General features: G+C 42.9%; 7 protein-coding genes, 4 tRNA genes and 6 rRNA genes. 15 read left to right on the forward strand and 2 right to left on the reverse strand.

Annotated features, from left to right (window positions below; all coding sequences use genetic code 11):
* The gene (locus tag P0Y49_03875; protein WEK20288.1) at nt 1-1,014 is read right to left on the reverse strand and encodes a LacI family DNA-binding transcriptional regulator; all 1,014 of its coding nucleotides are present in this window, start codon (nt 1,012-1,014) and stop codon (nt 1-3) included.
* Between the two features lie 162 nt (nt 1,015-1,176).
* Here P0Y49_03875 and P0Y49_03880 point away from each other — a divergent pair, with 162 nt between their 5' ends.
* The 11 genes from P0Y49_03880 to rrf (P0Y49_03930) all read left to right on the forward strand — a co-directional run bounded on the left by P0Y49_03880 (nt 1,177) and on the right by rrf (P0Y49_03930) (nt 15,229).
* Nucleotides 1,177-2,127 carry a pectinesterase family protein gene (locus P0Y49_03880; protein WEK20289.1) on the forward strand — a complete coding sequence of 317 codons (951 nt, stop codon included), beginning with the start codon at nt 1,177-1,179 and terminating at the stop codon, nt 2,125-2,127.
* 123 nt (nt 2,128-2,250) lie between these two features.
* Complete coding sequence (locus tag P0Y49_03885; protein WEK20290.1) at nt 2,251-3,939, forward strand: glycoside hydrolase family 28 protein; 1,689 nt, start codon at nt 2,251-2,253, stop codon at nt 3,937-3,939.
* Between the two features lie 231 nt (nt 3,940-4,170).
* Nucleotides 4,171-5,688 (forward strand): tagaturonate reductase, encoded by a 1,518-nt coding sequence (locus P0Y49_03890; protein ID WEK20291.1) that lies wholly within the window; start codon nt 4,171-4,173, stop codon nt 5,686-5,688.
* Nucleotides 5,688-7,340, forward strand: coding sequence for an altronate dehydratase family protein (locus P0Y49_03895; GenBank protein WEK20292.1), 1,653 nt, complete (start codon nt 5,688-5,690; stop codon nt 7,338-7,340). The genes P0Y49_03890 and P0Y49_03895 overlap by 1 nt, the downstream gene beginning before the upstream one ends.
* 52 nt (nt 7,341-7,392) lie before the next feature.
* Entirely contained in the window at nt 7,393-8,793 is a 1,401-nt protein-coding gene (gene uxaC, locus P0Y49_03900; GenBank protein WEK20293.1) for a glucuronate isomerase, read from the forward strand.
* A gap of 1,048 nt (nt 8,794-9,841) precedes the next feature.
* Nucleotides 9,842-11,363, forward strand: a 16S ribosomal RNA gene (locus P0Y49_03905).
* 118 nt (nt 11,364-11,481) lie between these two features.
* A tRNA-Ile gene (locus P0Y49_03910) sits at nt 11,482-11,556 on the forward strand.
* Nucleotides 11,557-11,575: 19 nt separating this feature from the next.
* A tRNA-Ala gene (locus P0Y49_03915) sits at nt 11,576-11,652 on the forward strand.
* 287 nt (nt 11,653-11,939) lie between these two features.
* Nucleotides 11,940-14,818, forward strand: a 23S ribosomal RNA gene (locus tag P0Y49_03920).
* A gap of 104 nt (nt 14,819-14,922) precedes the next feature.
* Nucleotides 14,923-15,034 (forward strand): 5S ribosomal RNA (rrf, locus tag P0Y49_03925).
* Between the two features lie 83 nt (nt 15,035-15,117).
* A 5S ribosomal RNA gene (gene rrf / locus P0Y49_03930) occupies nt 15,118-15,229 on the forward strand.
* The 16S, 23S and 5S rRNA genes sit together here with 2 tRNA genes alongside, the layout of an rRNA operon.
* A gap of 62 nt (nt 15,230-15,291) precedes the next feature.
* On the opposite strand, the gene P0Y49_03935 is transcribed toward rrf (P0Y49_03930), so the two are convergent.
* Nucleotides 15,292-16,413 carry a Fic family protein gene (locus P0Y49_03935; GenBank protein WEK20294.1) on the reverse strand — a complete coding sequence of 374 codons (1,122 nt, stop codon included), beginning with the start codon at nt 16,411-16,413 and terminating at the stop codon, nt 15,292-15,294.
* Between the two features lie 919 nt (nt 16,414-17,332).
* On the opposite strand from P0Y49_03935, the gene P0Y49_03940 reads away from it, so the two are divergent.
* The 4 genes from P0Y49_03940 (at nt 17,333) to P0Y49_03955 (ending at nt 22,372) form a co-directional block, all read left to right on the forward strand.
* Nucleotides 17,333-18,854, forward strand: a 16S ribosomal RNA gene (locus P0Y49_03940).
* A gap of 180 nt (nt 18,855-19,034) precedes the next feature.
* Nucleotides 19,035-19,109 (forward strand) — tRNA-Ile (locus tag P0Y49_03945).
* Nucleotides 19,110-19,127: 18 nt separating this feature from the next.
* Nucleotides 19,128-19,204: transfer RNA gene (locus tag P0Y49_03950), tRNA-Ala, on the forward strand.
* A 289-nt stretch (nt 19,205-19,493) separates the two neighbouring features.
* Nucleotides 19,494-22,372, forward strand: a 23S ribosomal RNA gene (locus P0Y49_03955).
* Nucleotides 22,373-22,451: the final 79 nt, after the last annotated feature.

The following is a 22,451-nucleotide window of genomic DNA, read 5'->3' on the forward strand; positions in this document are numbered from 1 at the left end:
TTAGTTACGGGTAAACAATTCAGTGTCAATCACCCGATTCTCAAATTCGGTTATAGGATATTTACTTTCAATAAGCTGCAGCAGCATTTCTGTTGCAGCTTCACCCATTTCAAATGCCGGTTGTCTAACAGAACTAATCGGATATTCAAATAGGTTCAGCACATCAGAGTTACTAAATCCTGCAAGTGCAATTTGCTCAGGAACTTTGATGTTTAGTTTTTTCAACACTTCAAGACAACCAATAGATAAGCGGTCGCCCGCTATAAAAATTGCATCAGGTTTATCCTTAAGATTGATCAGTTCCAACACAGCCTGCTCCGTCTCTTCCGGAAACATACCGCCATGAGGGCAATGTTTGATATAATCAGGATTAACATTAATGCCATATTTATTCAGAGCAGTGGTATATCCACGTAAGCGCTCAATACTGATAGAGAGATGTTCGGAACTGGTAAGGTGGGCAATTTTTTTGTAGCCTGATTTGAGCAGATGAGCTGTAGCATCAAATGCCCCCAGTTCATTATTAGCCGTAATTTTATGCGTATGAATGTCATTAGGAACCCTGTCGAAAAAGACCATCGGCATACCCCTTTCATGTAAATACTTTAAATGAGCCGTATCTGAAGTTTCGGCAGAAAGAGAGATCAGCAAACCATCAATAGAACGGGAAGCGAGATGTTGGATATTTATTTTTTCCCGGGCGTACGACTCATGGGTTTGTGTAATGATAACGTGATACCCCCTGTCGTAGGCAATAGATTCAATGCCATTGATGGCCTGAGAAAAGTAATGATTGGCAACTTCACTGACTACTACACCAATAGATTTTGTTCTTCGTTCTTTTAAACTTAATGCATTGGGATTGGGCTGATAGTTGATCTTTTCAGCATAGTCAAATACCAGTTTTTTTGTTTTGGCACTAATCTCGTAAGTGTCCCTTAAGGCCCTGGATACTGTAGAAGTGGATAGTCCTAAGGCATTCGCGATATCTTTTAAGGTAGGTGGCTCGAACATAAAAACTAAATAAGATGCAATATAAGGTTATTCTTATAATATTAACTCCGGAAAGCAATGATATCGCAAACGATTGCACAAATTAAACAGTTGGACTTAAAAAATCTATTATTAAAACAATGTAATTTGTTGTTGAAAGACTAACTAAATTTATACGCCGAAATGAAAAGATTACTTTTATGCCTTACTTGCCTACTCTATTTTTATACTGCTTTTGCCCAAAAAGCAGATTTTGTGGTGGCAAAAGATGGAAGTGGAAATTTTAAAACCATACAGGAAGCGATAAATGCTGTTCCTGATTTTAAAAATACAACGACTACTATATTCATAAAAAATGGAGTGTATAAAGAGAAATTAAATCTCTCAGCTGCTAAACGGAAAGTAAGGATGTTAGGAGAAAGTACCGATAAAACGATACTTACCTATGATGACTACGCGCAAAAGAAAGACAGTCTTGGCAAAGATATTGGTACTACCGGATCTTCGTCATTCTTCATTTACGGTGATGACTTTACCGCCGAAAATATCACCTTTGAGAATAGTGCCGGACCTGTTGGTCAGGCTGTAGCCCTTTGGATTGCAGGAGATAAGGCCCGCTTCCTAAATTGTAAGATGCTGGGTTTTCAGGATACCCTATATACTTATGGAAAAGGAAGCAGGCAATACTTTTATAAATGCTACATCAGCGGTACTGTAGATTTTATATTCGGATCTGCTACAGTAATCTTTGATAAATGTGAAATTTTCTGCAAGAAACCGGGTTATGTTACTGCAGCTTCTACACCCGATACAACCAAATACGGCTACGTATTTATGAGCTGTAAAATCAATGGTTCCGCGCCCGATGGTTCAGTTTATTTAGGCAGACCATGGCGCCCGGCTGCAAAAACTGTTTTCTTAAACTGTGAACTCGGAGCTGTAATAAAAGCGGAGGGTTGGCACAACTGGGGCAAAGAAAGTAATGAGAAAACAGCTTTCTATGCAGAATATAAGAGTAAAGGAATAGGAGCACAACCTGAAAAAAGAGTAAGTTGGTCTCATCAGCTCAGCGATCAAGAGGCTAAGGAGTATACCGTTACACAAATATTTAAGGGTTGGCAACCTGTGCAATAAATTTGAAGTATATCCCTATTTGGTTTTGGCAACGATTGCGCAGTTATTTTCGGCTTTTTAGTTTAAATCTTATACAAAACTACGTAGACTTGTTTTATTGAGTAAAAATCAAATATAAGTTTTATGTTTAAGTGTGAAAAATTAGTGTCTGCTATATGCGCTGTGCCACTATTTGTGTTGTCGTTTAATGCCACTGCGCAAAATAAAAATGCCTCAAAGGCGTATTCTTTTGATAATCTACCGGTAATTGCTACAACCTCTTTTAAAAATGATACCATAAGCATTCTTAAATATGGTGCGAAAAATGATGGGATTACCTTAAATACGAATAGCATAAATCAAGCTATATCTGATTGCAATAAGCGTGGAGGTGGTGTAGTTCTCATTCCGGAAGGGCTATGGCTTACGGGACCAATAGAATTGAAAAGTAATGTAAACCTACACCTGAAGAAGAATGCATTGCTACAGTTTACCAAAGATTTTGATCAATATCCATTAGTAGAAGGTAGTTGGGAAGGAATACCTCAAATGCGTAACCAATCCCCAATATGGGCCATTGGTCAACAAAATATTGCCATTACCGGTTCGGGCATTATCGATGGCGCAGGAGAAGCATGGCGAATGGTGAAAAAAGATAAACTTACCGAAAGCCAATGGAAAGACTTGTTGGCATCTGGTGGGGTGCTGAGTGAGAATAAGAAGATTTGGTATCCCTCAGAAAAATCACTTAAAGGTTCTAAAATGAAAGATCCCGGTATGGTGGTTAAGGGAAAGAATGCTGCTTTTTATGCTGAAATAAAGGATTTTTTACGCCCCAATTTAATGGTGCTCACCAGATGTAAACGTGTATTGCTGGAAGGCGTAACCTTCCAGAATTCGCCGGCATGGAATCTTCATCCTTTAATGACAGAAGATTTAATCATTAGAAACGTATATGCTAAAAACCCTTGGTATGCCCAAAATGGTGATGGATTGGATCTGGAATCTTGTAAAAATGTATTGGTAGAAGGTAGCACATTTGATGTAGGAGATGATGGTATTTGTATAAAATCAGGTCGCGATGAAGCTGGACGTAAACGCGGTATGCCAACAGAAAACGTAATTATTCGCAACAGTACAGTATACCATGCACACGGTGGTTTTGTAATTGGTAGCGAAATGTCAGGTGGAGCAAGAAATATATTTGTATCAGATTGCACGTTTATAGGTACTGATATTGGTCTGCGTTTTAAAACGACCAGAGGTCGTGGTGGTGTAGTCGAAAACATTTATGCGAAGAACATCAATATGAAAGACATTGCCGAAGAAGCCATTCTTTTTGATATGTATTATGCTGCCGTTGATCCGGTGCCCTTGGCAGGAGAAACAAGAGAAACCCCGAAAGTGCAGTTATTACCTGTTACCGAAGCAACCCCGGTGTTTAGACAGTTTTATATAAATAATATAGTTTGTGATGGTGCTCGGAAAGCTGTATTTGTTAGAGGTTTGCCGGAAATGAGCATCAGTGACATTTATCTGGATAATTTAATCATTAAAGCTAAAGCAGGAATCGACATACAGGAAGCAAAAAATATACATATTTCTAATGCCCATCTGGAGATAAAAAATGCACAACCTTTAATCTATATCCAAAATGGGAAGTCTATTGGATTGAAAAACATAAAATATAGCAATGCAGATTTATTGTTCAGAGTAAATGGGGATAAAAATGCTGATATTATGTTATCAGAAACCAATACAACAAAAGCGAAGGCACAAGCTGAGTTCGGTCATGGCGCCAATGCGAATGTCTTGCAAATAAAAAATAAATAAGACGATCATGAAAACAAGCGTCACATTGATCTGAAAGATGTTTTGGCTATGCCTGGTATGGGACCTGGCCAACAAACCCGTTGCTGAAGAAATACCCTGCCTCGTTAAAAACGATTTAGGTAGATAACGAAATCGTTATCGAGAACGTTTGCGTAAATAATTACGCTGAAACAGCATTTTTAACTTATAATAATTACGTAGACTTGTTTTACGACCGTATAAAAACTGAATATGAACTTATCAAAAAATACTTTAGCCGACATTAACGCTGTCGGTTTGATCCTTCCAAAAGAAGAACTATTTAACCTTCCTGAAAAGGTATTGCAATTTGGAACAGGTGTGCTATTGCGAGGATTACCAGATTATTTTATAGATAAAGCCAACAGAAATGGCTTGTTTAACGGTAGAGTGGCAGTGGTCAAATCGACAAGTAAAGGCGGTACAAAAGAATTTGATGAACAGGATAGTTTATATACGATATGTGTAAGAGGAATTGAAAACGGACAGCCTGTTGAAGAAAATATCATCTCATCAGCGATCAGCCGCGTGCTTACTGCCGATCAGGATTGGAATACAATATTGGAAATTGCCAGTTCTCCGGAATTAAACATTATCGTATCTAATACCACAGAAGTAGGGATACAATTGGTAAAAGAAAGTATAGCTCAAAAACCACCGGTATCATTTCCGGCTAAGTTGTTGGCAGTATTGTATGCCAGATATAAAGCTTTGGGTAATACAGAAGTTGCTGACCTTGCCGTGATTGCTACAGAGCTAATTTCTGATAATGGAAAGAAACTGGAAGCTATAGTACTTGAACTTGTAGCCTTTAATGAATTAGATGCTGCATTTACAGCCTGGTTGAGCACACATATTCGTTTTTGTAATTCATTGGTAGATCGTATCGTTCCGGGTAAACCTGATGCAGCGGCGCTGGCAAAACTAGAAACTGCCCTTGGTTATACTGATGAACTGATCATTATGGCTGAGCCTTATCGCTTGTGGGCAATTGAAGGCGACGAGAAGGTTTCGGCCCTGTTGGGACTGGAAGCTGCTGATCAAGGGGTAATTGTAAGACCCGATATCGAGATCTTTAAAGAGCTGAAAGTGCGTTTGCTAAACGGATCACATACCCTTACTTCAGGTATAGCCTATTTGTCTGGCATAGATACGGTTACGAAAGCGATGAATAATGAAGCTACCCGCAACTATGTGAAAGAACTGATGATGCAGGAAATCGTGGGTGCTATACCTTATGATGTTGCTGAAGCGGAGGCTGTGGCATTTGCCAATACGGTAATAGATCGTTTTGCAAATCCTAATATTGAGCATTTATGGATCAACATTACCTTCCAGTACACCATGAAAATGAAAATAAGGGTACTGCCGGTATTGCTAAACTATTATAAAATCAACAATAAAGTGCCTGCACATATTGCTTTAGGTTTTGCTGCATTTCTGTTGTTTATGAAAGCTGCAAGAAAAGAAGGCAATCAGTATTTTGGAAACTACGAAGGAAGAGAATACCTGATTACTGATGATGAAGCGTCATATTTTTATGAAGCTGCCCAGCAAAGTGATGCGGATTATGTAAATTTAGTGCTGGCCAACAATGGATTATGGGGGACTGATCTTTCTGCTCTTGATGGCTTTAACAGTACTGTAAAAGAGAATTATAACAATATATTGAAAAATGGTGTAGCCAATGCTTTGGCTGGCATTGATCAATCACTACAAGTATCAAAATAATGAAGCAAAAAATATTAAAGGTTCACCCTAAGGATAATGTGCTGGTTGCGCTTACGGACCTTGTGAAAGGGGAAGAGGTAATTTACGAAGACCAATCTTATTTGCTGACAGATAATGTACCTGCAAAACATAAATTTACCACTATGGACTTATCGGCCGGCGATCAGTTGATTATGTATGGCGTTTTAGTCGGTAAAGCACAAATAGATATTCCTGTAGGCTCTATCATCACTACCAGTAATATTAAACACGCTGCTACGGAGTTTAATGCTACTGATGCACACATCAACTGGGAGAAACCCGATATTTCGGAATGGAAGGACAGGACCTTTAATGGTTTTCACCGTACCGATGGACAAGTAGGTACCGCTAATTACTGGTTGGTAATACCGATGGTTTTTTGTGAAAACAGAAACCTTGAAGTATTACAGGAAGCATTGATGAATAATCTTGGTTATGGTAGAAATGAAAACTACCAATCGCAAGCCAAAGAATTGATGTCGCTTTATGAAAAAGGCGCCAGCGTAAATGATATCTTAAATGCCCAGCTTACCTATTCCGAAAGTGTAGCAAAGCAAAATCGCATGTTTCCAAATGTGGATGGCATCAAGTTCTTAACCCATACAGGTGGTTGCGGTGGTACGCGTCAGGATTCTGAAACCCTTTGTGGTTTGCTGGCCGGTTATATTACGCATCCAAATGTTGCTGGTGCGACGGTGTTAAGCTTAGGCTGCCAGAATGCACAGGTAAGTATCCTTAAAGAAGAAATAGAAAAAAGAAGCCGCAATTTTGATAAGCCGCTTTATATCCTGGATCAGCAAACGATAGGTAAAGAATCGGAACTGTTGAGCCAGGCAATTAAACAAACTTTTGCCGGCTTGATACAGGCTAATGCCAACGAGCGGAAACCTGCCCCATTAAGTAACCTTTGTATCGGTCTCGAATGTGGTGGTTCTGATGGTTTCTCCGGAATATCAGCAAATCCTGCAATTGGTTATGCATCTGATTTATTGGTGGCGCTTGGTGGATCGGTAATCCTAGCAGAGTTCCCTGAGCTTTGTGGTGTAGAACAAAACCTGAGCGACCGTTGTGTAGATAAAGAAGATGCCGAACGTTTCGAGTATTTGATGAAAACTTATAGCAAAAGAGCTACTGAAGCAGGTTCCGGTTTTGACATGAATCCTTCACCTGGTAACATTAAAGATGGTCTGATTACAGATGCCATTAAATCTGCGGGTGCGGCTAAAAAAGGAGGGACCTCTCCGGTTGTTGCCGTATTGGATTATCCTGAGAAAGTATTTAAACCTGGGTTAAACTTATTGTGTACACCGGGTAATGATGTAGAATCTACAACAGCTGAAGTAGGATCGGGCGCTAACGTGGTGCTGTTTACAACAGGATTAGGAACACCGACTGGTAACCCTATCGCTCCGGTGATTAAGATATCGAGCAATACCAAACTGTTTAACAAAATGAGCGACATCATTGATTTGGATACAGGACCTATTATAGATGGCGATGAAACCATTAAACAGGCAGGTAGCCGAATTTTAGATTATGTAATTGGTGTAGCGAGCGGTACAACTACTGTTAGTGCAGTACGCCATATTCAGGATGATTTTATTCCATGGAAAAGAGGTGTTTCCTTGTAAGGAAACCTGATATAATAATGAACATATATATACTATATATAAACAGCGTTAGATGAAGAATTTTTTAGACGATAATTTTCTATTAGAAACCAAAACAGCTGAGAAGCTGTATCATGATTATGCAAAGCAAATGCCTGTGATTGATTATCACAATCATTTGATCCCGGAGCAAATTGCAAATGACATCAACTTTGAAAACATTACACAGGTTTGGTTGGCGGGCGACCATTATAAATGGCGTGCCATGCGCGCAAATGGTGTGGATGAATACTATATCACCGGGGGGGCAACAGACCTTGAGAAATTTAAGAAATGGGCAGAAACTGTTCCTTATACTTTAAGAAACCCACTATACCATTGGACCCACCTGGAATTACAGCGTTACTTTGATATACATGAAGTATTGTCGGCCGATAATGCAGAACGTATATATAATGAATGTACTGCTAAACTTCAAACTCCGGAGTATTCTGTTCAGAACTTACTTCGCAAAATGAGGGTAGAGACTTTATGTACTACTGATGATCCACTTGATAGTTTGGAATTCCATCAGAAAATCAAGAATGATGGTGTAGATATTAAAGTGCTACCGGCTTTTAGACCGGATAAGGCAATGAATGCTGATGATGTAGCCGGATTAAACACTTATATTAATAAGCTTTCAGAATTAACAGGAGGGGAGATTAATGATTTGGATACCTATTTGTCGGCTTTGAAATCGCGTCATGATTATTTTGCAGCGAATGGCTGTACTGTTTCAGATCATGGTTTGGAGCAGATTTATGCCGAAGATTACACTTTAGCAGAGGTTAAAGCTATTTTTACGAAGATCAGAGCTAATGCTGCTTTAACTTTAGAGGAGGTACTGCAATTTAAATCGGCAATGTTGTTCGAGTTTGCACTTTGGGATCATGAAAAGGGCTGGGTACAACAATATCACCTGGGTGCTTTAAGAAACAACAACAACAGGTTGTTGAGTCAGCTAGGCCCTGATACAGGTTTCGATTCGATCGGTGATTTTAGTCAAGGCAAACAGCTTTCTAAGTTCTTAAATAACCTCGATTCGCAAAACAGACTGGCTAAGACCATTTTGTATAATTTAAATCCTGCCGATAATGAGTTGATGGCAACTATGATTGGGAATTACAACGATGGAACTGTTGCAGGAAAAGTGCAATGGGGATCGGGATGGTGGTTCCTTGATCAGAAAGACGGAATGATTAAACAGATCAATGCGTTGTCTAATATGGGACTGTTGAGCCGTTTTGTAGGTATGCTTACCGACTCAAGGAGTTTCCTTTCTTACCCGCGTCATGAGTATTTCAGACGTATTTTATGTAATCTTTTTGGAGAAGACGTAGAGAAAGGTGAATTGCCGGACAATACGGAGTGGATTGGACAGGTGGTACAAGACATCTGTTACAACAATGCTAAATCGTATTTTAACTTTTAATACTCAATTTTAATTATAGATAGGCCCTTTTGATAGCAATATCATAAGGGCTTTTTTGTGGGCTAATATTTTAACATCATCAAGTTTGAGTTGACTTATGGATATTTATATAAGCTCCTATTAAAGAAAACATGGTATAATATTTTTTTGATTTTTTTTAAAGCTTTGTTAGGTCATTTTGACCTAGCAAGGACCTAGCAACGTCCTAAAAAGGATCTAAAAAAGATTAAATAATTACGACTTCATATGGTTGCCTTATCTCTTTGTCTTATACCTTGTCAAGGGATCAGCTGTATTTTACAGGTGCCTGTTAGCCTTAAGCCGTACCACCGAGCCATAACTTAAAGTTTTTTTAGCAATAGACAGCTTCCTGGTATCCATATATACTACCATTACATATACCAGTCTCGCTATTCTGTATCGCTGATCCTGCTCTTTTAAAATACCCTTCAGTTTTTCTGGTTGTATTGTAGGTAGTTATAGAAGAAATCGCGATAATATTCGTTATAGGTTTGGATAGCGGTATAATTTTCCTACTTTTGCAACCCGCTTCGGAGGAAGGGAAACAGTGAAAAGGATAAAGCAGAAGGTTGATTTGAGGATATGAAATTAGAGATTGTTATTTCTTTTAGAGCGTTTAACAGCCTCGGAAAATAAAAGAAAAAAAGTTTTAATAAAAAGCTTGACAATACTAAAAAGATTTCTACCTTTGCAATCCCAAACAGAACGGGAGTTTTCAAACGGAGTTTGATAACGAAATAAAAAAGATTGAAACGTTGAAGATTTGAAACTGAAACCAGGAACATTAAGACCAGGACGAAACAGAGAATAGGAAACGAAGAAATATAAAGAAGACCCGCGAGGCGATTCGAGAAGTTCATTAAAGAGATGTCATTTATAAAGCGTAGCGAGGTAAGATAGTACGATTTCAAAGTACATGAAACCGAAGCTATTTTTTCAAGTCAGAATCTAACTAGACAATATATAATTAGAATAAGACTATTGTTAATACAAGTTAAGAATGGTCAGTGTTCAAACAAAACATTTTACAATGGAGAGTTTGATCCTGGCTCAGGATGAACGCTAGCGGCAGGCCTAATACATGCAAGTCGAACGAGATTAAGGAGCTTGCTCCTTATGAAAGTGGCGCACGGGTGCGTAACGCGTATGCAACCTACCTTAATCAGGGGGATAGCCCGAAGAAATTCGGATTAACACCGCATAAAATCACAGCACAGCATTGTGTAATGATCAAATATTTATAGGATTAAGATGGGCATGCGTGTCATTAGCTAGTTGGCGGGGTAACGGCCCACCAAGGCGACGATGACTAGGGGATCTGAGAGGATGGCCCCCCACACTGGTACTGAGACACGGACCAGACTCCTACGGGAGGCAGCAGTAAGGAATATTGGTCAATGGAGGGAACTCTGAACCAGCCATGCCGCGTGCAGGAAGACAGCCCTCTGGGTCGTAAACTGCTTTTATTCGGGAATAAACCTTATTACGTGTAATAAGCTGAATGTACCGAAGGAATAAGGATCGGCTAACTCCGTGCCAGCAGCCGCGGTAATACGGAGGATCCAAGCGTTATCCGGATTTATTGGGTTTAAAGGGTGCGTAGGCGGCTTATTAAGTCAGGGGTGAAAGACGGTGGCTCAACCATCGCAGTGCCCTTGATACTGATGAGCTTGAATACACTAGAGGTAGGCGGAATGTGACAAGTAGCGGTGAAATGCATAGATATGTCACAGAACACCGATTGCGAAGGCAGCTTACTATGGTGTGATTGACGCTGAGGCACGAAAGCGTGGGGATCAAACAGGATTAGATACCCTGGTAGTCCACGCCCTAAACGATGAATACTCGCTGTTAGCGATATACAGTTAGCGGCTAAGCGAAAGCGTTAAGTATTCCACCTGGGGAGTACGCCCGCAAGGGTGAAACTCAAAGGAATTGACGGGGGCCCGCACAAGCGGAGGAGCATGTGGTTTAATTCGATGATACGCGAGGAACCTTACCCGGGCTTGAAAGTTAGTGAATCATTTAGAGATAGATGAGTGAGCAATCACACGAAACTAGGTGCTGCATGGCTGTCGTCAGCTCGTGCCGTGAGGTGTTGGGTTAAGTCCCGCAACGAGCGCAACCCCTATGTTTAGTTGCCAGCACGTTAAGGTGGGGACTCTAAACAGACTGCCTGTGCAAACAGAGAGGAAGGAGGGGACGACGTCAAGTCATCATGGCCCTTACGTCCGGGGCTACACACGTGCTACAATGGATGGTACAGAGGGCAGCAAGCTGGTAACAGCAAGCGAATCTCAAAAAGCCATTCACAGTTCGGATAGAGGTCTGCAACTCGACCTCTTGAAGTTGGATTCGCTAGTAATCGCGTATCAGCAATGACGCGGTGAATACGTTCCCGGGCCTTGTACACACCGCCCGTCAAGCCATGGAAGTTGGGGGTACCTAAAGTATGTAACCGCAAGGAGCGTCCTAGGGTAAAACCGATAACTGGGGCTAAGTCGTAACAAGGTAGCCGTACCGGAAGGTGCGGCTGGAATACCTCCTTTCTGGAGTAGTTTTGACTACTCGCTACGCTGAATGATATAAATGACGATAAGATCTCAAAAAAGAAAAACCCATAGGATGAAGCATCGTTTAGTGCTCCATACTGCAGTATAGACATCTAGTCCCGTAGCTCAGTTTGGTTAGAGCACTACACTGATAATGTAGGGGTCAGCAGTTCAAATCTGCTCGGGACTACATAAGATTGAATCTTAATGGGGGATTAGCTCAGCTGGCTAGAGCGCCTGCCTTGCACGCAGGAGGTCAACGGTTCGACTCCGTTATTCTCCACCATCACCGGTGCCTAATACAAAAGGCACGTAAATAGGAAACCAACCCAAAAGGAAAGTGACCCGGGATAGAAAAGTTCTTTGACATATTGGAAGAAGTTAAAAAAGAAGAGCAAACAACAATAGAGACGTTGTTTGATTGGAACAGATTATTAATTGGATAAAAGATGAAAGATCCAGGAATAAAGACTTCGGTTTTTATCCTTCATTCTTGCTCTTTGATCCTTGATCTGAAGAAGGTCAAATGACAATCAAAAAAGCATTTCCATATGCGCAAAAGGGTATGGAGAGAAGAAAGTAATTAAGAGCACACAGGGGATGCCTTGGCTCTCAGAGGCGATGAAAGACGTGATAAGCTGCGATAAGCTTCGGGGATTAGCAAATATGAATTGATCCGGAGATTTCTGAATGGGGAAACCTGGCTAGTTGAAGACTAGTCGTATATAATACGCAAACCTGCCGAACTGAAACATCTAAGTAAGCAGAGGAAGAGAAAATAATAATGATTTCCTGAGTAGTGGCGAGCGAAAGGGAAAGAGCCCAAACCAGTAATGTTACGGCATGACTGGGGTTGTAGGACTACGATATGATTATAATGCAATGAAGTGGAACAGGATGGGAAGCCTGGCAATATAGAGTGAAAGCCTCGTACACGTAAGTACCATTAGTCTAGTAGTATCCTGAGTACCGCGAGGTCGGAGACGCCTTGTGGGAATCAGCCGGCACCATCCGGTAAGGCTAAATACTCCTGAGAGACCGATAGTGAACCAGTACCGTGAGGGAAAGGTGAAAAGAACCCCGAACAGGGGAGTGAAATAGAACCTGAAACTGTGTGCTTACAAGCGGTCGGAGCGTCCAGGTGGCGTGACGGCGTGCCTTTTGCATAATGAGCCTACGAGTTACTCTTCTCTGGCAAGGTTAAGTGTTTCAGACACGGATCCGAAGCGAAAGCGAGTCTGAATAGGGCGTATAGTCAGGGGAGGTAGACGCGAAACCTTGTGATCTACCCATGGACAGGTTGAAGGTGCGGTAACACGTACTGGAGGACCGAACCGATAAACGTTGAAAAGTTTCCGGATGATCTGTGGGTAGGGGTGAAAGGCTAATCAAACTGGGAAATAGCTCGTACTCCCCGAAATGTTTTTAGGAACAGCGTCGTGGTAGAGTTAAATAGAGGTAGAGCTACTGATTGGGTGCGGGGGAGTCAAATCCTACCAAATCCAGACAAACTCCGAATGCTATTTAATATACACGGCAGTGAGGCGCGGGGTGCTAAGGTCACGCGCCGAGAGGGAAAGAACCCAGACCATCAGCTAAGGTCCCCAAGTTACAGTTAAGTTGAACTAACGAGGTCCGATTGCATAGACAGCTAGGATGTTGGCTTGGAAGCAGCCATTCATTTAAAGAGTGCGTAACAGCTCACTAGTCGAGCGATCGGGCATGGATAATAAACGGGCATAAAATTGTACACCGAAGCTATGGGTAATATTAATATTACGGTAGGGGAGCATTCCAGCGGCAGCGAAGGTATGACGTAAGTTGTGCTGGAGCTTCTGGAAAAGCAAATGTAGGCATAAGTAACGATAAGGCAGGCGAGAAACCTGCCCGCCGAAAGGATAAGGTTTCCTGATCAACGCTAATCGGATCAGGGTTAGTCGGGGCCTAAGGAGAACCCGAAGGGGATATTCGATGGACAACGGATTAATATTTCCGTACTTTTTATAACTGCGATGTGGGGACGGAGTAGTGACACTGCCGCGATCTGACGGAATAGATCGTTGAAGGCTGTAGGTAATGGACTGGTAGGCAAATCCGCCGGTCTAGCTGAACGCTGATAGTACCGCAAACCTTCGGGGGCGTGGATAGTGCAGGTAATCAGACTTCCAAGAAAAACCGCTAAGCTTCAGGTTATAAAAACCCGTACCGCAAACCGACACAGGTATCCGGGAAGAGAATTCTAAGGCGCTCGAGTGAATCATGGCTAAGGAACTCGGCAAAATGGCCCTGTAACTTCGGGAGAAGGGGCGCTGGTAGCAATATCAGCCGCAGTGAAAAGGCCCAGGCGACTGTTTAACAAAAACACATGGCTTTGCAAAATCGAAAGATGAAGTATAAGGCCTGACACCTGCCCGGTGCTGGAAGGTTAAGAGGGGATGTCATCAGCAATGAGAAGCATTGAATCGAAGCCCCAGTAAACGGCGGCCGTAACTATAACGGTCCTAAGGTAGCGAAATTCCTTGTCGGGTAAGTTCCGACCTGCACGAATGGTGTAACGATCTGGGCGCTGTCTCAGCCATGAGCTCGGTGAAATTGTGGTCCCGGTGAAGACGCCGGGTACCCGCAACGGGACGGAAAGACCCCATGCACCTTCACTACAATTTAACATTGACATTGGATACAGGATGTGTAGGATAGGTGGGAGACTATGAAGCGGCATCGCCAGGTGTTGTGGAGTCAACGTTGAAATACCACCCTTTCTGTATTCGGTGTCTAACTTGGCACAGCTAAGGACATTGTTTGATGGGTAGTTTGACTGGGGTGGTCGCCTCCAAAAAGGTAACGGAGGCTTTCAAAGGTAAGCTCAATACGCTTGGTAACCGTATGAGGAGTGCAATAGCATAAGCTTGCTTGACTGTGAGGCAAACAAGCCGAGCAGGGTCGAAAGACGGATATAGTGATCCGGTGGTTCTGCATGGAAGGGCCATCGCTCAAAGGATAAAAGGTACGCTGGGGATAACAGGCTGATCTCCCCCAAGAGCTCATATCGACGGGGAGGTTTGGCACCTCGATGTCGGCTCGTCACATCCTGGGGCTGGAGAAGGTCCCAAGGGTTCGGCTGTTCGCCGATTAAAGTGGCACGCGAGCTGGGTTCAGAACGTCGCGAGACAGTTCGGTCCCTATCTGTTGTGGGCGTAGGAATTTTGAGTGGGGCTGACCTTAGTACGAGAGGACCGGGTTGGACTAGCCTCTAGTGAATCTGTTGTTCCGCCAGGGGCATTGCAGAGTAGCTACGCTGGGAATAGATAAGCGCTGAAAGCATCTAAGTGCGAAACTAGCCACGAGATGAGAATTCCATATAGGACCGTAGCAGACTACTACGTTGATAGGTTACAGATGTAAAGGTTGTGAGATCAAAGTCGAGTAATACTAATCATCCGAAGCTTTCAAGAGCAGAACACTGTTGTTTGTTCTTCAAAACTTAACTTCTTTCAATAATATGTCATTTGTTTAGTGTAATTAATCGAGAGATATATAACTAAATACTTAAAAATATTTAGGTGCCTATATCGGTGGTGTCCACCTCTTCCCATTCCGAACAGAGAAGTTAAGCCCACCAGAGCCGATGGTACTGCGGTAACACGTGGGAGAGTAGGTCGGTGCCAAATCTTAATGAAAGCCGGTAGTCAATAGACTATTGGCTTTTCTATTAAAATGAAGAACTTTGCTGATTAAAAGATATTAAAAATATTTAGGTGCCTATATCGGTGGTGTCTACCTCTTCCCATTCCGAACAGAGAAGTCAAGCCCACCAGAGCCGATGGTACTGCGGTAACACGTGGGAGAGTAGGTCGGTGCCAAATCTTAAAAGAAACCCGGTAGTCTAATTGGCTATCGGGTTTTCTTGTTTTATATCATTTTAAGATTATTCTGAAAGAATTCTGTATAGTTCCAGGTTGAGGTAATAGCTATTCCCCTGTATCATCCTTTTTTCGAGAATTCCAAGGTTTGATAATTCATCGAGATATTTACGTGCTGTATTCTCTGCATAAAAACCTCTATCGGTAAGGTGTTTTACCCGAGTAAAGGGTTCCGTAAATAAGGTGCTTACCAGAGACTCTGGTCGATTGATATTTCCCTGAGCAATAACGGCATCTAAGATGGCATCTTTAGCTGCGATAATATCATTGATCTTATTGTAAGTAAGGTTGGCTGTTACTTCAACGGCTTTTAACATAAAGAGAAGCCAGTTTTTCCAATTGCCTTTTTGGGCAATTCCAGAGAGTGTGGAATAATAATCTTCCTTGTTGTCCATGATGTAACGACTTAAAAACAGAATAGGATAATCAAGCAAGCCTTTTTTGGTAAGGTAATGAATATTAAATATTCTTCCTGTTCTGCCATTGCCATCTCTGAAAGGATGAATGGCTTCAAATTGAAAATGAGCAATGGCCATTTTTAAGAGCGGATCTAGAGGATATTTCTGATCATCATTTAAAAAATCTATGAGATTGCTAAGTTTTGCTTCTATAATACCTGGACCACGTGGCGGAGTGTAAGATGCTTTACCCGCATTTAAGCCGGAGCCGCCTTCTTTGATATAGATTTGTGCTATAGGGGACCTTATGCCATCATTAAACTGGCTGACGGTTCTGTACATCTTTATAAAATAAGTGTCATCAAATAACTGTTCGCCCTGTAAATACTCGTAACCTAACCATAAGGCTTCCCTGTAGTTTAATATCTCTTTGGCTGGGCCTTCTTGTTGTTTAGTCTGTTGTTCGCTATAGGCTTTATAAAGTTCATCATCCGTAGTAAAGATATTTTCTATAGCATTCGATGCTTTGGCTTCTTGTAAACTTATAGAGTTGATCAATAATCCCTGATTAGGAATAGCAATGCTACGACCTTGTAATCTGCCGAGTGCAGCTTTAGCATTTCCCAGAAGGGAGAATATTTGAATATCCTCATACAACTCTTTATCTATGGGAAGTGATGGAAGATCATTCCATGGTTTGTTTCTATCGGGATTTAGTGGATATGCCATAACCAAATATACAAAAAGAATTCTTTTGACCTTAAAATGTGCATGATTTTAATGTTAGGTTTATTTATGGCCTTAAACTAATGCGGATATGGATGGTTAACCTCATTTTAGCCTAATTTTTAAGGTTAGCTTTGATGTTCAGCTCAAATCGATATATTGGAGACTGGCGCCGGAAAGTAAAATATGATAATATCTACTCGAAATTTGCTCTGGCTATTGAGAAATGAAAAGAATGACAGAACAATTCTGTTTGAAAGGTATTTGTATAAAGCGTTAAAATCGGATCAAATGGCTATTTAATATATGGGATTTAAAATACCATTCAGTTTTTCTGATTGTGTTGTAGGTAGTTAGAGAATAAAGTTCGATAATAGTTGATTTAAGTTTGCGGAGGCGCATAATTTTCCTACTTTTGCAACCCGCTTCGGAGGAAGGGAAAGAGTGAGAAGGATAAGGAAGAAGGTTGATTTGAGGAGCTGAAAGTAGAGATTGGTATTTCTTTTAGAGTGTTTAAAGAGCTCGGAAAATAAAAGAAAAAACTTTAACAAAAAGTTTGACAATGCTAAAAAGATTTCTACCTTTGCAATCCCAAACAGAACGGGAGTTACCAAACGGAGTTTGATAACGAAATAAAAAAGATTGAAACGTTGAAGATTCGAAACTGAAACCAGGAACATTAAGACCAGGACGAAACAGAGAATAGGAAACGAAGAAATATAGAGATGACCCGCGAGGCGATTCGAGAAGTTCATTAAAGAGATGTCATTTATAAAGCGTAGCGAGGTAAGATAGTACGATTTCAAAGTACATGAGACCGAAGCTATTTTTTCAAGTCAGAATCTAACTAGACAATATATAATTAGAATAAGACTATTATTAATACAAGTTAAGAATGGTCAGCGTTCAAACAAAACATTTTACAATGGAGAGTTTGATCCTGGCTCAGGATGAACGCTAGCGGCAGGCCTAATACATGCAAGTCGAACGAGATTAAGGAGCTTGCTCCTTATGAAAGTGGCGCACGGGTGCGTAACGCGTATGCAACCTACCTTAATCAGGGGGATAGCCCGAAGAAATTCGGATTAACACCGCATAAAATCACAGCACAGCATTGTGTAATGATCAAATATTTATAGGATTAAGATGGGCATGCGTGTCATTAGCTAGTTGGCGGGGTAACGGCCCACCAAGGCGACGATGACTAGGGGATCTGAGAGGATGGCCCCCCACACTGGTACTGAGACACGGACCAGACTCCTACGGGAGGCAGCAGTAAGGAATATTGGTCAATGGAGGGAACTCTGAACCAGCCATGCCGCGTGCAGGAAGACAGCCCTCTGGGTCGTAAACTGCTTTTATTCGGGAATAAACCTTATTACGTGTAATAAGCTGAATGTACCGAAGGAATAAGGATCGGCTAACTCCGTGCCAGCAGCCGCGGTAATACGGAGGATCCAAGCGTTATCCGGATTTATTGGGTTTAAAGGGTGCGTAGGCGGCTTATTAAGTCAGGGGTGAAAGACGGTGGCTCAACCATCGCAGTGCCCTTGATACTGATGAGCTTGAATACACTAGAGGTAGGCGGAATGTGACAAGTAGCGGTGAAATGCATAGATATGTCACAGAACACCGATTGCGAAGGCAGCTTACTATGGTGTGATTGACGCTGAGGCACGAAAGCGTGGGGATCAAACAGGATTAGATACCCTGGTAGTCCACGCCCTAAACGATGAATACTCGCTGTTAGCGATATACAGTTAGCGGCTAAGCGAAAGCGTTAAGTATTCCACCTGGGGAGTACGCCCGCAAGGGTGAAACTCAAAGGAATTGACGGGGGCCCGCACAAGCGGAGGAGCATGTGGTTTAATTCGATGATACGCGAGGAACCTTACCCGGGCTTGAAAGTTAGTGAATCATTTAGAGATAGATGAGTGAGCAATCACACGAAACTAGGTGCTGCATGGCTGTCGTCAGCTCGTGCCGTGAGGTGTTGGGTTAAGTCCCGCAACGAGCGCAACCCCTATGTTTAGTTGCCAGCACGTTAAGGTGGGGACTCTAAACAGACTGCCTGTGCAAACAGAGAGGAAGGAGGGGACGACGTCAAGTCATCATGGCCCTTACGTCCGGGGCTACACACGTGCTACAATGGATGGTACAGAGGGCAGCAAGCTGGCAACAGCAAGCGAATCTCAAAAAGCCATTCACAGTTCGGATAGAGGTCTGCAACTCGACCTCTTGAAGTTGGATTCGCTAGTAATCGCGTATCAGCAATGACGCGGTGAATACGTTCCCGGGCCTTGTACACACCGCCCGTCAAGCCATGGAAGTTGGGGGTACCTAAAGTATGTAACCGCAAGGAGCGTCCTAGGGTAAAACCGATAACTGGGGCTAAGTCGTAACAAGGTAGCCGTACCGGAAGGTGCGGCTGGAATACCTCCTTTCTGGAGTAGTTCAGACTACTCGCTACGCTGAATGATATAAATGACGAAAGATCTCAAAAAAGAAACACCCATAGGATGAAGCATGGTTTAGTGCTCCATACTGAAGAAAGGGGACATGAGTAGGCAAGAAGATTTGTGAAATGAGAAATCAGTACTCATAAACCTTACTTACGACTATATAGTCCCGTAGCTCAGTTTGGTTAGAGCACTACACTGATAATGTAGGGGTCAGCAGTTCAAATCTGCTCGGGACTACATAAGATTGAATCTTACGGGGGATTAGCTCAGCTGGCTAGAGCGCCTGCCTTGCACGCAGGAGGTCAACGGTTCGACTCCGTTATTCTCCACCATCACCGGTGTCTGTTACAAAAGGCACGTAAATAGGAAACCAACCCAAAAGGAAAGTGACCCGGGATAGAAAAGTTCTTTGACATATTGGAAGAAGTTAAAAAAGAAGAGCAAACAACAATAGAGACGTTGTTTGATTGGAACAGATTATTAATTGGATAAAAGATGAAAGATCCAGGAATAAAGACTTCGGTTTTTATCCTTCATCCTTGCTCTTTGATCCTTGATCTGAAGAAGATCAAATGACAATCAAAAAAGCATTTCCATATGCGCGCAAAAGGGTATGGAGAGAAGAAAGTAATTAAGAGCACACAGGGGATGCCTTGGCTCTCAGAGGCGATGAAAGACGTGATAAGCTGCGATAAGCTTCGGGGATTAGCAAATATGAATTGATCCGGAGATTTCTGAATGGGGAAACCTAGCTAGTTGAAGACTAGTTGTACAATGTACGCAAACCTGCCGAACTGAAACATCTAAGTAAGCAGAGGAAGAGAAAATAATAATGATTTCCTGAGTAGTGGCGAGCGAAAGGGAAAGAGCCCAAACCAGTAATGTTACGGCATGACTGGGGTTGTAGGACTACGATATGATTATAATGCAATGAAGTGGAACAGGATGGGAAGCCTGGCAATATAGAGTGAAAGCCTCGTACACGTAAGTACCATTAGTCTAGTAGTATCCTGAGTACCGCGAGGTCGGAGACGCCTTGTGGGAATCAGCCGGCACCATCCGGTAAGGCTAAATACTCCTGAGAGACCGATAGTGAACCAGTACCGTGAGGGAAAGGTGAAAAGAACCCCGAACAGGGGAGTGAAATAGAACCTGAAACTGTGTGCTTACAAGCGGTCGGAGCGTCCAGGTGGCGTGACGGCGTGCCTTTTGCATAATGAGCCTACGAGTTACTCTTCTCTGGCAAGGTTAAGTGTTTCAGACACGGATCCGAAGCGAAAGCGAGTCTGAATAGGGCGTATAGTCAGGGGAGGTAGACGCGAAACCTTGTGATCTACCCATGGACAGGTTGAAGGTGCGGTAACACGTACTGGAGGACCGAACCGATAAACGTTGAAAAGTTTCCGGATGATCTGTGGGTAGGGGTGAAAGGCTAATCAAACTGGGAAATAGCTCGTACTCCCCGAAATGTTTTTAGGAACAGCGTCGTGGTAGAGTTAAATAGAGGTAGAGCTACTGATTGGGTGCGGGGGAGTCAAATCCTACCAAATCCAGACAAACTCCGAATGCTATTTAATATACACGGCAGTGAGGCGCGGGGTGCTAAGGTCACGCGCCGAGAGGGAAAGAACCCAGACCATCAGCTAAGGTCCCCAAGTTACAGTTAAGTTGAACTAACGAGGTCCGATTGCATAGACAGCTAGGATGTTGGCTTGGAAGCAGCCATTCATTTAAAGAGTGCGTAACAGCTCACTAGTCGAGCGATCGGGCATGGATAATAAACGGGCATAAAATTGTACACCGAAGCTATGGGTAATATTAATATTACGGTAGGGGAGCATTCCAGCGGCAGCGAAGGTATGACGTAAGTTGTGCTGGAGCTTCTGGAAAAGCAAATGTAGGCATAAGTAACGATAAGGCAGGCGAGAAACCTGCCCGCCGAAAGGATAAGGTTTCCTGATCAACGCTAATCGGATCAGGGTTAGTCGGGGCCTAAGGAGAACCCGAAGGGGATATTCGATGGACAACGGATTAATATTTCCGTACTTTTTATAACTGCGATGTGGGGACGGAGTAGTGACACTGCCGCGATCTGACGGAATAGATCGTTGAAGGCTGTAGGTAATGGACTGGTAGGCAAATCCGCCGGTCTAGCTGAACGCTGATAGTACCGCAAACCTTCGGGGGCGTGGATAGTGCAGGTAATCAGACTTCCAAGAAAAACCGCTAAGCTTCAGGTTATAAAAACCCGTACCGCAAACCGACACAGGTATCCGGGAAGAGAATTCTAAGGCGCTCGAGTGAATCATGGCTAAGGAACTCGGCAAAATGGCCCTGTAACTTCGGGAGAAGGGGCGCTGGTAGCAATATCAGCCGCAGTGAAAAGGCCCAGGCGACTGTTTAACAAAAACACATGGCTTTGCAAAATCGAAAGATGAAGTATAAGGCCTGACACCTGCCCGGTGCTGGAAGGTTAAGAGGGGATGTCATCAGCAATGAGAAGCATTGAATCGAAGCCCCAGTAAACGGCGGCCGTAACTATAACGGTCCTAAGGTAGCGAAATTCCTTGTCGGGTAAGTTCCGACCTGCACGAATGGTGTAACGATCTGGGCGCTGTCTCAGCCATGAGCTCGGTGAAATTGTGGTCCCGGTGAAGACGCCGGGTACCCGCAACGGGACGGAAAGACCCCATGCACCTTCACTACAATTTAACATTGACATTGGATACAGGATGTGTAGGATAGGTGGGAGACTATGAAGCGGCATCGCCAGGTGTTGTGGAGTCAACGTTGAAATACCACCCTTTCTGTATTCGGTGTCTAACTTGGCACAGCTAAGGACATTGTTTGATGGGTAGTTTGACTGGGGTGGTCGCCTCCAAAAAGGTAACGGAGGCTTTCAAAGGTAAGCTCAATACGCTTGGTAACCGTATGAGGAGTGCAATAGCATAAGCTTGCTTGACTGTGAGGCAAACAAGCCGAGCAGGGTCGAAAGACGGATATAGTGATCCGGTGGTTCTGCATGGAAGGGCCATCGCTCAAAGGATAAAAGGTACGCTGGGGATAACAGGCTGATCTCCCCCAAGAGCTCATATCGACGGGGAGGTTTGGCACCTCGATGTCGGCTCGTCACATCCTGGGGCTGGAGAAGGTCCCAAGGGTTCGGCTGTTCGCCGATTAAAGTGGCACGCGAGCTGGGTTCAGAACGTCGCGAGACAGTTCGGTCCCTATCTGTTGTGGGCGTAGGAATTTTGAGTGGGGCTGACCTTAGTACGAGAGGACCGGGTTGGACTAGCCTCTAGTGAATCTGTTGTTCCGCCAGGGGCATTGCAGAGTAGCTACGCTGGGAATAGATAAGCGCTGAAAGCATCTAAGTGCGAAACTAGCCACGAGATGAGAATTCCATATAGGACCGTAGCAGACTACTACGTTGATAGGTTACAGATGTAAAGGTTGTGAGATCAAAGTCGAGTAATACTAATCATCCGAAGCTTTCAAGAGCAGAACACTGTTGTTTGTTCTTCAAAACTTAACTTCTTTCAATAATATGTCATTTGTTTAGTGTAATTAATCGAGAGA

Origin of the sequence: Candidatus Pedobacter colombiensis, from assembly GCA_029202485.1 — a bacterium.
Taxonomy (GTDB): domain Bacteria; phylum Bacteroidota; class Bacteroidia; order Sphingobacteriales; family Sphingobacteriaceae; genus Pedobacter; species Pedobacter colombiensis.

Coding starts and splice junctions, on each gene's coding strand:
- P0Y49_03935 (WEK20294.1), bottom strand. CDS start 16,413: ATGGCATATCCACTAAATCCCGATAGAAACAAACCATGGAATGATCTT.
- P0Y49_03885 (WEK20290.1), top strand. CDS start 2,251: ATGTTTAAGTGTGAAAAATTAGTGTCTGCTATATGCGCTGTGCCACTA.
- P0Y49_03875 (WEK20288.1), bottom strand. CDS start 1,014: ATGTTCGAGCCACCTACCTTAAAAGATATCGCGAATGCCTTAGGACTA.
- uxaC (WEK20293.1), top strand. CDS start 7,393: ATGAAGAATTTTTTAGACGATAATTTTCTATTAGAAACCAAAACAGCT.
- P0Y49_03890 (WEK20291.1), top strand. CDS start 4,171: ATGAACTTATCAAAAAATACTTTAGCCGACATTAACGCTGTCGGTTTG.
- P0Y49_03880 (WEK20289.1), top strand. CDS start 1,177: ATGAAAAGATTACTTTTATGCCTTACTTGCCTACTCTATTTTTATACT.
- P0Y49_03895 (WEK20292.1), top strand. CDS start 5,688: ATGAAGCAAAAAATATTAAAGGTTCACCCTAAGGATAATGTGCTGGTT.